Below are 13,708 nucleotides of genomic sequence, written 5' to 3'. Positions count from 1 at the left end.
GCTGTACTGTCAGGCCGAACGGCGAAGCAGCGAGGAAGTCGGTGGAAGTCCGACGCGGTCCCGCCACTGTCACCGGAGCGATCCGGGAGCCAGGAACTCCGCTCCGCCGTGTGCCGACGACTTGGGGCGAGGACCCCGGAGTGGAGCTTTCGCGTGATCCTGCTGCTCTCGACCTCCGACACGGACCTGCTGTCAGCGCGGGCCAGTGGCGCGGACTACCGGCTCGCCAACCCGTCGCGGCTGGAGGTGGCCGACCTCCCCGAGCTGGTCGAGGGCGCCGACGTCGTCGTCGTGCGCATCCTCGGCGGCCGCCGGATGTGGGAGGAGGGCCTCGACGCCGTCCTGGCGGGCCCGCGCCCGGTGGTCGTGCTCGGCGGTGAGCAGAACCCCGACGCCCCGCTGATGGAGCTGTCCACGGTGCCCGGCGGCGTGTGCGCGGAAGCCCACGCCTACCTCGCGCACGGCGGCGCGGCGAACCTCGCGGAGCTGCACAACTTCCTGTCCGACACGATCCTGCTGACCGGCAACGGCTTCGCGCCGCCGGTCCCGGCGCCGAACTGGGGCCTGCTGGAACGCCCTGTGCCCGTCACCGAGGGCAAGACCACCGACGGGCCGACCGTCGCCGTCCTCTACTACCGCGCCCACCACGTCGCCGGGAACGTCGCGTTCGTGCACGCGCTGTGCGACCAGGTCGAGGCCAAGGGCGGCCGCGCGCTGCCGGTGTACTGCTCGTCGCTGCGCACCGCCGAGGCCGAGCTGCTGGCCGTGCTGGGCACGGCGGACGCGCTGGTCGTCACGGTGCTGGCCGCGGGCGGGAGCAAGCCCGCGACCGTGGGCGCCGGTGGTGAGGACGAGGCGTGGGACGTCGGCGCGCTGGCCGCGCTGGACGTGCCGATCCTGCAAGGGCTCTGCCTCACCAGCAGCCGCGCGGCGTGGGACGACAGCGACGACGGCCTGTCGCCGCTGGACACCGCGACCCAGGTCGCGATCCCGGAGTTCGACGGCCGGATCATCACGGTCCCCTTCTCCTTCAAGGAGATCGACGAGGACGGCCTGACCGTCTACGTCGCCGACCCGGAACGCGCGGCGCGGGTCGCGGGCATCGCGCTGGCCCACGCCCGGCTGCGGCACACCCCGCCCGCCGAACGCAGGATCGCGGTGATGCTGTCGGCGTACCCGACGAAGCACTCGCGCATCGGCAACGCGGTCGGCCTGGACACCCCCGCGAGCGTCGTCCGGCTGCTGACCGCGTTGCGGGAGCAGGGGTACGACATCGGCGCGCCCGGCGAGCTGCCCGGCGTGGAGCAGCTCGACGGCGACGCGCTCATCCACGCGCTGATCGCGGCGGGCGGGCAGGACCCGGACTGGCTGACCGAGGAGCAGTTCACCGGCAACCCGGTCCGGATGACCGCGGCCCGCTACCGCGAGTTCTTCGCCACCCTGCCCGACGACACGCGCGCGGAGATGGAGCAGCACTGGGGGCAGGCGCCCGGCGAGCTGTTCGTCGACCGGTCCAAGGACGCCGACGGCGAGATCGTGCTCGCGGCGCTGCGGGCGGGCAACGTCGTGGTGATGGTCCAGCCGCCGCGCGGCTTCGGCGAGAACCCGATCGCGATCTACCACGACCCGGACCTGCCGCCCAGCCACCACTACCTGGCCGCCTACCGCTGGCTGGCCGACGACTTCGGCGCGCACGCCGTGGTGCACGTGGGCAAGCACGGCAACCTGGAGTGGCTGCCCGGCAAGACCGTCGGCATGTCCGCGGGCTGCGGCACCGACGCGGCGCTGGGCGACCTGCCGCTGATCTACCCGTTCCTGGTCAACGACCCCGGCGAGGGCACCCAGGCCAAGCGGCGCGCGCACGCCACGCTGGTCGACCACATGGTCCCGCCGATGGCCCGCGCGGACAGCTACGGCGACATCGCGCGGTTGGAGCAGCTGCTCGACGAGCACGGGAACATCGCCGCGATGGACCCGGCGAAGCTGCCCGCCATCCGAGCGCAGATCTGGACCCTCATCCAGGCCGCCAAGCTTGACCACGACCTCGGGTTGGACGACCGCCCGCACGACGCCGAGTTCGACGAGTTCATCCTGCACGTCGACGGGTGGCTGTGCGAGATCAAGGACGTGCAGATCCGCGACGGCCTGCACGTCCTGGGCGAGGCGCCCACCGGCGACGCCCGCGTCGGGCTCGTGCTGGCGATGCTCCAGGCGAAGCAGATGTGGGCGGGCCAGGTGGCCGCGCTGCCGGGGCTGCGCGAAGCGCTGGGGCTCAACGAGGACGGCTCGGAGACCCGCGTCGCCACCGACGACGTCGAGACCACCGCCCGCGCGCTCGTGCAGGGCATGGAGGACGCGGGCTGGGCGCGCGAGGCGGCGCGCGGGCTCACCGACTCCGACCAGGTGGCGCGCATCCTGGAGTTCGCGGCCGACGAGATCGTCCCGAGGCTCGCCCGGACGACCGACGAGATGACCAACGTCCTGCACGCGCTCGACGGCGGCTACGTGCCCGCGGGCCCGTCCGGGTCGCCGTTGCGCGGACTGGTCAACGTCCTGCCGACCGGCCGCAACTTCTACTCCGTCGACCCGAAGGCGATCCCGTCGCGGCTGGCGTGGGAGACCGGGCAGGCGATGGCGGACTCGCTGCTGGCGCGCTACCGGGACGAAACGGGCGAATGGCCGCCGTCGGTGGGGCTGTCGGTGTGGGGCACGAGCGCCATGCGCACCTCCGGCGACGACATCGCCGAGGTGTTCGCGCTGATGGGCGTCCGTCCCGTGTGGGACGAGCAGTCCCGCCGGGTCACCGGTCTGGAGGCCGTCCCGCTCGACGAGCTCGACCGGCCGCGGATCGACGTGACCGTCCGGATCAGCGGGTTCTTCCGCGACGCCTTCCCGCACGTGGTCGCCATGCTGGACGACGCCGTGCAGCTGGTGGCGGCGCTGGACGAGCCCGCCGAGTCGAACTACGTCCGGGCGCACGCGCAGGCCGACCTGGCCACCCACGGCGACGCCCGCCGCGCGACCATGCGGATCTTCGGGTCCAAGCCGGGTGCCTACGGCGCGGGCCTGCTGCCGCTGATCGACAGCCGGAACTGGCGCGACGACGCCGACCTGGCCGAGGTGTACGCGGTCTGGGGCGGGTACGCCTACGGCCGTGAGCTCGACGGCGTGCAGGCGCGGCCGGACATGGAGTCGGCCTACCGGCGCATCGCCGTGGCGGCCAAGAACATCGACACCCGCGAGCACGACATCGCGGACTCCGACGACTACTTCCAGTACCACGGCGGCATGGTCGCGACCGTCCGCGCGCTGACCGGCAAGGCGCCCGCCGCCTACGTCGGCGACAGCACCCGGCCCGACGCCGTGCGCACCCGGACGTTGAACGAGGAGACCACGCGCGTCTTCCGCGCCCGCGTGGTGAACCCGCGCTGGCTGTCGGCCATGCGCAAGCACGGGTACAAGGGCGCGTTCGAGCTGGCGGCCACTGTGGACTACCTGTTCGGCTACGACGCGACGACCGGCGTGGTGGCGGACTGGATGTACGAGAAGCTCGCCGAGACCTACGTGCTGGACCCGGAGAACCGGAAGTTCATGACCGAGTCCAACCCGTGGGCGCTGCACGGGATCTCCGAACGGCTGCTGGAAGCGGCGAACCGGGGCATGTGGGAGCACCCGGAAGCCGAGACGCTGGCGGCCCTGCAGGCCGTGTTCCTGGAGTCCGAGGGGGATCTCGAGGACCGGTAGCGCACCCCCTGCGCGGGCCGCCACCCGCCGCCGCGGGAGTGCGGTGGGTGGCATGGCCCGGTCGGGTGGTGTGGTGGTGGTAACGGGTGTCCTGCTGGTCCTGGGGTCGTCTGGACCTATTATGTGATCCATGGACGTCCTGGGTGCGCGGGTGAGCGGTACGGGTCCGCATGACTGAGGCCGCCCGCGGCCGCCGCCTCGGGGCGCGGATCGAAGAGGTCGCCCGCCAGGCGGGGGTCTCCAAGTCGACCGTGTCCAGGGTCATCAACGGCGAGCAGTACGTCAGCTCGCGGGCCCGCGAAGCCGTGCTCGCGGCCATCGTGAGCCTGGGCTACAGCCCCAACCAGGCCGCCCGGACGTTGGCGGGCAGCCGGACCAACTGCATCGCGCTGGTCGTGTCGGAGCAGGGCAGCCGCGTGCTGTCCGACCCGTTCTTCGCCGGGGTGCTGCGCGGGGTGCACGCCGAGCTCGCCGGGCACCGGGTGCAGCTCGTGCTGATGATGAGCCAGCAGGACGACGAGCAGGACCTGGTCGGCTACCTCTGCGGCGGCCACGTGGACGGTGCGCTGGTGATCAGCCTGCACGGCCAGGACCCGCTGCCGCAGACGCTGGCCGACGCCGGGCTGCCGATAGTGGTGGGCGGTCGTCCGCTGGGCGCCTCCGGCGTGCCCTATGTGGACGCGGACAACTTCAACGGCGCCCTGGAGGCCGCCCGGCACCTGGTGACCAAGGGGCGGAAGCGGATCGCGACCATCGCCGGGTCGAAGGACATGGCCGTGGGGATGGACCGCCTGAGCGGCTGGCGCCGGGCGCTCAGCGAGTTCGGCATGGAGTCCGACCTGGTGGCCTACGGGGACTTCACGCCGGAGAGCGGCGCGGCGGCCATGACCGAGCTGCTGGCCAGGGACCCGTCGATCGACGGGGTGTTCGTGGCGGCGGACATCATGGCGCTGGGGGCGTTGCAGTCGTTGCACGCCAACGGGCGGCGGGTGCCGGAGGACGTCGCGGTGGTCGGGTTCGACGACCTCGCCCTGGCCTCGACGGCGGTGCCGCCGCTGACGACGGTGAAGCAGGACGTGGAGCAGCTGGGGCGGACGATGACCTGGCGGCTGCTGGCCGAGCTGGCGGGCGAGGAAGGCCTGCCGCCGTCGCTGCTGCTGCCGACGTCCCTGGTCGTCAGGGCCAGCGCTTAGCGGTTGTGCACTGCGTGATCATCCACCACGCAGGGTAATGGGGGTGACTCATGCGGCGGACCGGCTCGACCGACGGCGCCGGCGCCCTCCGGTGCCGCGCGGTGGCCGAGCTCGCGGGGGAGGACCTGCGGTCGGGCGAGGTGACGATGCCGTTGGCGCCGGAGCGGACGGCACGGGTGTGGGAGGCCGGGCGCGGCGGCGCCGACGACCTGACCGTGCGCGAGGTGGCCGCGGAGCTGGTGGCGTGCGACGCGGTTCAGGCGTTCCGCGACGAAACGCTGTCGCATGTGGACAGTGCGTGGACGGCGTTGGAACCGTTGCCGCCCAACACCTTCGCCAAGGTGGTGTGCCGCGCGCTCGGGCGCTAACCGGCGACGCGGGACCTCAGCGCAGGGCCCTCTTCGTCTGGCGCCGCAACTGCATGATCCGGGCCGCGCCGACCAGCGCGACCAGCAGCGCCCCGCCGATGGCGGCGAACAGCAGCGCCACGCCCAGCGGCAGCGTGAAGGCACCGCCGAGGAAGTGGATGGTGACGCCCGCGAGGTTCTGCAGGATGAAGACGAGCAGGAAGATCAGCACGAAGATCGCGATGATGACCGCGACCCAGGTGCCGCTGATCCTGGTCGGCTTCAGCTTCACGTGCGACGCGGGCGGCTGCGTCGGGACGGGAGCCGGGTCGGTGGTGTCGGGGAGCACCGGCGGATGGGTCACCGACTCGTCGGCCGGCGTCGACGGATCGGCCGGCACCCCGAGGTCGGTGGGGTGGAGGTCGGTCGCGCGGTCGTCACGAGGAGTGCTCACCCGAATGAGTATCGGCTCTTCCGGGTGTTCCCGCAGCACAGGTCATCCGCACGGCGGAGTGAACCGGAAACCGGGGAAGAAGCGGTCCCAGTCCGCGCGGGTCAGCGCCGTGCTGCCCGTGCAGAGGCGGCTCACGGCCCGCGCCACGTCGAAGTCCCACCGACGTGACGAGCCGTCGCCGCTCGACGTCATCACGACCACGTCGTCACCGCCGTCGTCGCTCTGCACGAACACCGCCGTGTGCACGGACGTGGTCGGTCCGGTGATCGTCGCGGGCTCGCCGGGAGCGCGCGGGTCGGAGATGTCCCACAGCCGTACGGTCTGGTCACCCGCGGCGCTGGCGAGGTGCCTGCCGTCGCGGGAGAACGCCAGCGCGCGCACCTCCGCGGCCTGCACCCCCAGCTCGACGAGCTTCGCCGGGTGCCACGGGTCGGCCATGTCCCACAGTCGGATCACGCCGTCCGCGCCGCCGGTGGCCATCAGCCGCCGGTCCTGCGACAGCGCCATCGTGGAGATGTGCGGGATGCTGGTCAGCCTGCCGAACTCGTGCGGTCCGTCCGGCCGGTCCAGCCGCCACAGGGTGGTCGTGCTGTCGTCGTCGATGGTGACGAGCACCTGACCGCTCTGGTCGAACCGCACCTCGCGGCCGCCCTGTCCGCTGTGCGGCACGGTCGACACGAACGCGGGCGCCTCGGGCCGCTTGAGCTCCCACAGCCGCACGGTGTTGTCGGGGCTGTCGTCGACGGTCGCCATCCGGGTGCCGTCGGCCGACAGCGCGGTCGCGACCATCCGGTTCGGGAAGTGGTGCAGCGAAACGGGTTTGCCCGCGTCGGTCAGGTCCCACAGCTCGTCGGGAGTGGTCGCCAGGACCCGTCCCGCCGCGGTGAACCCGAGCGACTGCACCGAGCCGAGGTCGCCGGAGCTGTCCTGCTGCGGCACCTGGCCCTTGCCGCGGACCGCGCTGCCGTCGGGCCCCATCGGGACCTCCGTGGTCGGGACCACCCGGCGGATCAGGTGCTTGTTCCAGTTGGCCGCCGACGTGGTCAGCAGCCCGTCCACCACGTCCCTGGTGCTCTCCAGCCGGTAGGCGGCGACGCTGAGCTGCTGGGCGAGCGGCCGGTTGGACTCGCGCATCCGCACGGCCGCGCCCGCGATCTGCTGCGCCACCGCGATGTTGCGCTGCTCGTCGGCGGCGTCCTGGGCCCGGATCGTCTGCACGATCGCGCCGCCCGCGAGCAGGAGCAGCACCAGCAGCAGCGCCACGAGCTGCCGGAGCCTGCGCGTCCGGCGCAGTGCGAGCGCCTGCTCCCGGTCGCGGTCGGCCAGGCTGGCGTCGAGGAACTCCTGCTCACGGGTGCTGAGCCTGGCCTCGCCGCCCGCGGCCCACTCGACGGCGGTGTCCAGCCGGGTGCCGCGGTAGAGGGCGTCGGGCTCGCGGGAGAGCAGGTTCCAGGTGGCGGCGGCCTCGGTGAGCTGGCGGGCCGTCCGCAGGCCTTCGCGGTTCTCGTGCAGCCACCCGCGCAACCGGGGCCACGAGCGGATCAGGACCTCGTGCGCGATCTCGACGGCGTCCTGGTCGAGGGTCAGCAGCCGCGCGTGCGCGAGCCGGTCCAGCACGACCTGGGTGTCCACGTCGTCGGCGTCCAGCTCGCCGCGGGTGAGCCTGCGCTTGGTGTCCTCGGTGCCGTCGCCCAGCGCGGTCAGCCGCAGGAAGATCTGCCTCGCCACGGCGCGCTGGTCGGTCTCCAGCGCGGTGAACGTGCGTTCGGCGGTCTGGGTGAGCGCGTGCTGGATGCCGCCCGCCGCCTCGTAGCCGGCCAGGGTGAGCGCGGTCCCGCGTCTTCGCCGCCAGGTCTCCAGCAGCGCGTGCGACACCAGCGGCAGCACGCCGGGCTGCCCGGTCGCGTCGGCGACCAGCCTGGTCACCAGCGCCGTCTCCACCGTGCAGCCCGCCTTGACCGCGGGTCGCATGATCACCTGGCGCAGCTCCTCGGCGGACAGCGGCCCGAGCAGCAGCTGGGCGTCGCTCAGGGCCTCGACCAGGCCGGGGTGCAGGGCGCAGTGGCCGTAGAAGTCGGCCCTGATCCCGATCACCACCCGGCAGCGGGTGCGCGACGCGGACAGGAGCGCCTCGACGAACGCGGTGCGCGCGGCCAGGTCCCCGCAGAGCGTGAAGACCTCCTCGAACTGGTCGACCACCAGCACCAGCTCGTCCACGCCCGCGCCGACGACCCGGTCGAGCACGTCCGCGCTCAGGTCGAGCTCGGAGGGCGTGACGACGATCGTGGTCCGGCACGACCCGTCGTCGAGCCCGCCCTCGGCGATCCGGGGCACGAGCCCGGCCCGCAGCAGTGAGGACTTCCCCGCGCCGGACGCCCCGAACACCCCGACCAGCCGCCGCTCCGACATCCGGGCGACGAGGTCGTCGAGCATCCGCTCGCGGCCGAAGAACCACGGCGCGTCCTCGGGCTGGAACGCGGCGAGCCCCGCGTACGGGGGCGTGCCCTCGTCGGCCCGGCGCGCTTCGGCGGGCGCGACCTCGGCGGCGACCTCGCGCCAGCGGTCCTCCCACTCGCCGGGGTCGCCGTCGCAGGCCTGCACGTAGGCCAAGGTCACGGCCAGGCTCGGCAGCTTCCGGCCGCCCGCGGCGTCGGAGAGGGTGGTCGCCGAGTAGTGCGCCCTGGTGCCCAGCTGGCGGTAGGTGCGACCGCCCGCCTGGTCCCTCAGGGTGCGCAGATCGGCCGCGAACCGCAGCAGCGGAGTGTCACCCTCGTCCAGCGGACGTTCCCCACGCGGCACCCGCTCACCTCCTCGTCCCCGCCTCCGATTGTCCTGAGCTGGTGCTACGACGTCCAGTGACCGGATTCCGAGCGGTGTGGCATAGGGGCCGCTAGGGGTTGTCCAAGATTGTGAAACGCCGTTATTTTTCGGTGGTGGCCGGTCACTGCCGCTCGGCCCAGGAGAACAGTCAACGGAGGTGGGTTGAGCCATGAGCGTAGGCGCGTTCACACTCAGCGGACTCGATGTGCCCGGATCTCGTGCGGAAATCTCGCCGCCGTTCGTGTTGTGCGCGTTCGACACCGAGTCGAACGCGGTGGACGGCCTGGTGACCGATCACTCGGTCGGCTGGGCCGTCTCGGTCGGGCTGCTCCCGCCGCACGCGATGAACGAGGCGGCCGGCAAGGAGCTGGGCCATCTCGTCGGCTACGGGTACCCGCGGGCGGACTACGAGCAGCTGCGGCTGATGGGCGACTGGGCCCTGTTCGCCGCGCTGCTGCACGAGGACGGGGTGTCGGACCAGGACCTGGCGCTGCTGCTGGCCGTGCTGCGCGACGAGCCCGTGCCGCCCGGAGACCCGAGGGTCGGCGCGATGGCGGACCTGCGGGCCAGACTCCTCGCCCTGGGCGGTCCGGAGTGGGTGGACGGCTTCGCCGCGGAGGTCGGGCGGATGTTCGACGCCATCTCGCGCTCGGCCCTGGACGACCACCTCGGCGCGGTGCCGACACCGGAGGCGCACGCCGAGGTCTGCGAGCTCACCGTCGGGCTGCACCCGATGTTCCACTTCGCGGGCCCGGTCGACGGCGTCGACCTGCCCCGGCCGGTCCGCGAGCACTCGGCCCTGCGCGAGCTGGCCGCCACCGCGTGCCGGATCGTCGGGTACGCGCGGGACCTCTACACCCACCGGGCGGAGATCGCCCGCGGCGGCGTGCACAACCTCGTGCTGGTCACCATGCGCGCCCAGTCCGTCGTGCTGGACCAGGCCGTGGACCGCGCCGTGGAGATCCACGACGAGGAGGTCCGCGACTTCACCCGCAAGGCGGCCGAGCTGCCGTCGTTCGGGCCGCCGGTGGACGAGCAGGTGCGCGGGTACGTGGCGCTGCTGCGGCGCTGGGTCGGCGGGCACCGGAAGTGGGCGGAGTACACCGGGAGCTACCGCGAGTCCGGCTGAGGACGCAGGCACCGGCTCGCACCCCCGCCCGCCGCGGACCGCGCACGTCGCGCGTCCGCCGGTGGCGCGCGGGTTCCGACGGCCCCCTAGTGGGGACGTCCACCCCTGTCCTCAGGCCAGCGCGGCGGTGACGTAGGGATCGGGGTCGGCCAGGATCGCCCGCACGGCCGAGCCCGCCGCCCCGCGGACCGCGGCCTCGGAGCCCAGCGTGGACGCGGTCACCTCGACCGGTGACCAGGTCGAGCTGACGACGCGCTGGGCCAGCTCGTCGCGCAGCGGTTCCCACAGCCACGGGGCCAGCCGGGCGTAGGTGCCGCCCAGCACGACGGTGGGCAGGTCGAGCAGGTTGACCACACCGGACAGCGCGATGCCCAGCCACCTGGCCGCCGAGCGGGTGGCGGCGACGGACCTGCGGTCGCGGTGCGCGAGGCGGTCCAGCAGGTCGGTGATCAGCTCCTCGGGCGCGCGGTCGTCCAGCACGCCCGCCTGCCGGTAGATCTCCTCCTGGCCCGCGAGCCGTTCCAGGCAGCCGCGCGCGCCGCACGCGCACTCGGGACCGCGCGGGTCGACCATCACGTGGCCGATCTCACCGCCGAAGCCGGACACGCCCTCGAACAGGCCGCCGTCCACGACGATGCCCGCGCCGATGCCGATCTCGCCGGACACGTGGACGAAGTCGCGGGGGCCGGTGCCCTGCCACAGCTCGGCGAGCGCGGCGAAGTTCGCCTCGTTGCCCACGAGCACCGGGATGTCGTCCAGGTCGGCACGTCTGCGCAGCTCACCGCGCACGTCGACCTCGCGCCAGCCGAGGTTGGGCGCGACCCGGAGGATGCCGGTCGCGGACTCGACCAGACCCGGCACGGCCACGCCCATGCCGCCCACCCGCACGCCCATCCGGTCGGCCTCGGCCAGCGCCGTCCGCACCGCCTTGGTCACGCGCGACAGCACACGGGCGGGGGACAGGACGCGGTTGTCGGCGGACTGGATCCAGCGGGCGCGGACCTCGCCGGTCAGGTCGATCAGGCAGGTTGCGAGGTAGTCGACGCCGATCTCCACGCCCAGCCCGTGCGGGCCGTCGGGGGCCAGGAACAGGGCGGTGCCGCGCCTGCCGGGGCCGGTGCGGACCGCCGCCGCGCCCTCGACCACCAGGTTCGCGCCGATCATCCGGTCGACGAGGCTCGACACGGTGGCCTTGGTCAGACCGGTGCGCGCGGCGATCTCCGCGCGGGAGTGCCCGGACAGGTCGGCGATGGCGTTGAGCACCAGGGCGCTGTTGTGCCGTCGGACGGTGTGCTGCCCGGCTGGCCGCGGTGGGGACACCGGGGGATGGTAGCCGTTGGACGACGTGGCGAAAACGTTGACCTGCCGACGAAGGCGCTATAAGTTTAGGCATCAAACTTATTGGAGGAGGACCCGTGGCGGAGCAGCCAACTCGTGCGGACCGGTTCAGCTTCGGCCTGTGGACGGTCGGCTGGCGCGCGCAGGACCCGTTCGGCGAGGCGACCCGCCCGGCGCTCGACCCGGTGCACGCGGTCCACAAGCTCGCCGAGCTGGGCGCCTGGGGCGTCACGTTCCACGACGACGACCTGGTGCCGTTCGGCACCGAGTCCGGCGAGCGCGACAAGCGCATCTCGCTGTTCAAGGACGCGCTGGAGGAGACCGGCGTCACCGTGCCGATGGTGACCACCAACCTGTTCACCCACCCGGTGTTCAAGGACGGCGGCTTCACCAGCAACGACCGCGGCGTGCGCCGGTACGCGCTGCGCAAGGTGCTGCGCAACCTCGACCTGGCCGCCGAGCTGGGTGCGAAGACCTTCGTGCTCTGGGGCGGCCGCGAGGGGTCGGAGACCGACGCGGCCAAGGACGTGCGGTTCGCGCTCGACCGCTACCGCGAGGCGCTCGACACGCTCGCGCAGTACTCGATCGACCAGGGCTACGACATCCGGTTCGCGCTGGAGCCCAAGCCGAACGAGCCGCGCGGCGACATCCTGCTGCCCACGATCGGGCACGCGCTCGCGTTCATCTCCACGCTGGAGCACCACGAGCTGGTGGGCGTGAACCCGGAGGTCGGCCACGAGCAGATGGCGGGCCTGAACTTCGTGCACGGCATCTCGCAGGCGCTGTGGCAGGGCAAGCTCTTCCACATCGACCTCAACGGCCAGCACGGTCCGCGCTTCGACCAGGACCTGATCTTCGGCCACGGCGACGTGCTGTCCGCGTTCTTCCTCGTGGACCTGCTGGAGAACGGCGGCTACGACGGTCCCCGGCACTTCGACTACAAGCCGCTGCGGACCGAGGACATGGACGGCGTGTGGTCCAGCGCCGCCGCGAACATGCGCACCTACCTGTTGCTCAAGGAGCGCGCGGCGTCCTTCCGCGCCGACCCCGAGGTGCAGGAGGCGCTGGCCGCGGCCAAGGTGGCCGAGCTCGGGCTGCCGACGCTCTCCCGCGGTGAGACGGCGCGCGACCTGCTCGCGGACAGGTCCGCGTTCGAGGACTTCGACGTGGACGCGGCGGGCGCGCAGGGTTACGGTTTCGTGCACTTGTCGCAGTTGGCGCTCGAACACCTCCTGGGAGCTCGCTGATAATGCTCGTCGCCGGGATCGACTCCTCCACGCAGTCCTGCAAGGTAGTTGTCCGCGACGCGGAGACGGGCGCCCTCGTCCGCGAGGGCAGGGCGTCCCACCCGACGGGCACCGAGGTCGACCCGGCGGCGTGGTGGACCGCGCTCGGCGAGGCCGTCGAGGCCGCGGGTGGCCTCGACGACGTCGCCGGGGTGTCCGTGGCGGCCCAGCAGCACGGCATGGTGTGCCTCGACGCCGACGGCGAGGTGGTGCGCCCGGCGCTGCTGTGGAACGACACCCGGTCGGCCGCCGCCGCGACGGCGCTGACCGGGGAGCTGGGCGGTCCGCAGGAGTGGGCGCGGGCGGTCGGCAGCGTGCCGGTCGCCGCGCTCACCGTGACGAAGCTGCGGTGGCTCGCCGAGCACGAGCCGGACAACGCCGCGCGCGTCGCCGCGGTGTGCCTGCCGCACGACTGGCTGACCTGGAAGCTCGCGGGCGCGCCGGGGCTGGAGGCCCTGGTCACCGACCGCAGCGACGTCAGCGGCACGGGCTACTGGTCGCCGTCCACCGGCGAGTACCGGCTCGACCTGCTCGACCTCGCGCTGGGCAAGCGACCGGTGCTGCCCCGCGTGGTCGGACCCGCCGACCACGCGGGCACGACGGCGGGCGGAGCGGTCCTCGGCGCGGGCGCGGGCGACAACGCCGGTGCCGCGCTGGGCGTCCAGGTCGGGCCCGGCGACGTGATCGTCTCCATCGGCACGTCCGGCACGGCGTTCGCTCGATCGCCGCACCCGTCGGCGGACGTCTCGGGTCTGGTGAGCGGGTTCGCCGACGCCGAGGGCACGTTCCTGCCGCTGGTCTGCACGTTGAACGCCTCCAGGGTGCTCGACGCGACGGCCAGGGTGCTCGGCGTGGACCTGGCGGAGCTGTCCAGGCTTGCACTGTCCATCCCGGACACCGGTGGGCTCGTCCTGGTGCCGTACCTGGAAGGCGAGCGCACGCCGAACAAGCCGGACTCGACCGGCGCGCTGCACGGGCTGCGCCTGGACACCGCGACCCCCGCGCACTTCGCGCGGGCCGCTGTGGAGGGCATGCTGTGCAGCCTGGCCGACGCGATCGACGCGCTGGCCGCCGTGGGCACGCCCATCAGCCGGGTGCTCCTCATCGGTGGCGGCGCCCAGTCGCCCGCGGTGCGGGAGATCGCGCCCGCCGTGTTCGGCTGCCCCGTCCTGGTTCCCGCTCCCGGCGAGTACGTCGCCGACGGCGCGGCCCGCCAGGCCGCGTGGGCGGTGAGCGGCGCGGAAGCCCCTCCGCACTGGGGTGAGGCGCTGAGCACCACCAGCTACGAGGCCGATTCCACCCCGGCCGTCAGGGCCGCCTACGCCGCCGCGCGGGATCTGACGGTGTCGCGCAGCTGAACGTGGGTACCCCGTCCGCATGACCCCGATGACGCGGTG

Annotated in this window: 9 protein-coding genes and 1 riboswitch; of the genes, 6 read left to right on the top strand and 3 right to left on the bottom strand. The window is 73.1% G+C overall.

The genetic code is table 11. From position 1 onward, the window contains the following. The first annotated feature begins 31 nt into the window (after positions 1-31). Positions 32-99: riboswitch (cobalamin riboswitch) on the top strand. A gap of 54 nt (positions 100-153) precedes the next feature. The 3 genes from cobN to CLV43_RS22355 all read left to right on the top strand — a co-directional run bounded on the left by cobN (position 154) and on the right by CLV43_RS22355 (position 5,305). Next, on the top strand, positions 154-3,744 hold the full coding sequence (cobN, locus tag CLV43_RS22365; protein WP_106189181.1) for a cobaltochelatase subunit CobN: 3,591 nt from the start codon (positions 154-156) through the stop codon (positions 3,742-3,744). Positions 3,745-3,914: 170 nt separating this feature from the next. Then, a complete protein-coding gene (locus tag CLV43_RS22360) occupies positions 3,915-4,937 on the top strand; it encodes a LacI family DNA-binding transcriptional regulator (RefSeq protein WP_106189180.1) in 1,023 nt (340 codons plus the stop codon). A 50-nt stretch (positions 4,938-4,987) separates the two neighbouring features. Further along, positions 4,988-5,305, top strand: coding sequence for a polyprenyl synthetase family protein (locus CLV43_RS22355; RefSeq protein WP_106189179.1), 318 nt, complete (start codon positions 4,988-4,990; stop codon positions 5,303-5,305). Positions 5,306-5,321: 16 nt separating this feature from the next. Here the strand turns inward: CLV43_RS22355 and CLV43_RS22350 are convergent, their stop codons facing one another. After that, a complete protein-coding gene (locus CLV43_RS22350) occupies positions 5,322-5,738 on the bottom strand; it encodes a LapA family protein (RefSeq protein ID WP_425445763.1) in 417 nt (138 codons plus the stop codon). A gap of 42 nt (positions 5,739-5,780) precedes the next feature. Further along, positions 5,781-8,537 (bottom strand): nSTAND1 domain-containing NTPase, encoded by a 2,757-nt coding sequence (locus tag CLV43_RS22345; protein ID WP_106189178.1) that lies wholly within the window; start codon positions 8,535-8,537, stop codon positions 5,781-5,783. Between the two features lie 190 nt (positions 8,538-8,727). Here CLV43_RS22345 and CLV43_RS22340 point away from each other — a divergent pair, with 190 nt between their 5' ends. Then, positions 8,728-9,687 (top strand): terpene synthase family protein, encoded by a 960-nt coding sequence (locus tag CLV43_RS22340; protein WP_146174869.1) that lies wholly within the window; start codon positions 8,728-8,730, stop codon positions 9,685-9,687. A 111-nt stretch (positions 9,688-9,798) separates the two neighbouring features. On the opposite strand, the gene CLV43_RS22335 is transcribed toward CLV43_RS22340, so the two are convergent. Beyond that, positions 9,799-11,007: an ROK family transcriptional regulator gene (locus tag CLV43_RS22335; protein ID WP_106189176.1), complete on the bottom strand. Its 1,209-nt coding sequence runs from the start codon at positions 11,005-11,007 to the stop codon at positions 9,799-9,801. A 95-nt stretch (positions 11,008-11,102) separates the two neighbouring features. On the opposite strand from CLV43_RS22335, the gene xylA reads away from it, so the two are divergent. After that, on the top strand, positions 11,103-12,272 hold the full coding sequence (gene xylA / locus CLV43_RS22330) for a xylose isomerase (RefSeq protein WP_106189175.1): 1,170 nt from the start codon (positions 11,103-11,105) through the stop codon (positions 12,270-12,272). A gap of 2 nt (positions 12,273-12,274) precedes the next feature. Then, on the top strand, positions 12,275-13,669 hold the full coding sequence (gene xylB / locus CLV43_RS22325) for a xylulokinase (protein WP_211304473.1): 1,395 nt from the start codon (positions 12,275-12,277) through the stop codon (positions 13,667-13,669). Positions 13,670-13,708 lie beyond the last annotated feature (39 nt).

The sequence above is a fragment of the Umezawaea tangerina genome (genome assembly GCF_003002815.1).
GTDB classification, from domain to species: Bacteria; Actinomycetota; Actinomycetes; order Mycobacteriales; family Pseudonocardiaceae; genus Umezawaea; species Umezawaea tangerina.
The sequence above is the reverse complement of the archived record's forward strand: the minus strand, read 5'-3'. Positions and strand labels throughout refer to the sequence as shown.

Coding starts and splice junctions, on each gene's coding strand:
- CLV43_RS22360 (WP_106189180.1), top strand. CDS start 3,915: ATGACTGAGGCCGCCCGCGGCCGCCGCCTCGGGGCGCGGATCGAAGAG.
- CLV43_RS22355 (WP_106189179.1), top strand. CDS start 4,988: ATGCGGCGGACCGGCTCGACCGACGGCGCCGGCGCCCTCCGGTGCCGC.
- CLV43_RS22340 (WP_146174869.1), top strand. CDS start 8,728: ATGAGCGTAGGCGCGTTCACACTCAGCGGACTCGATGTGCCCGGATCT.
- xylB (WP_211304473.1), top strand. CDS start 12,275: ATGCTCGTCGCCGGGATCGACTCCTCCACGCAGTCCTGCAAGGTAGTT.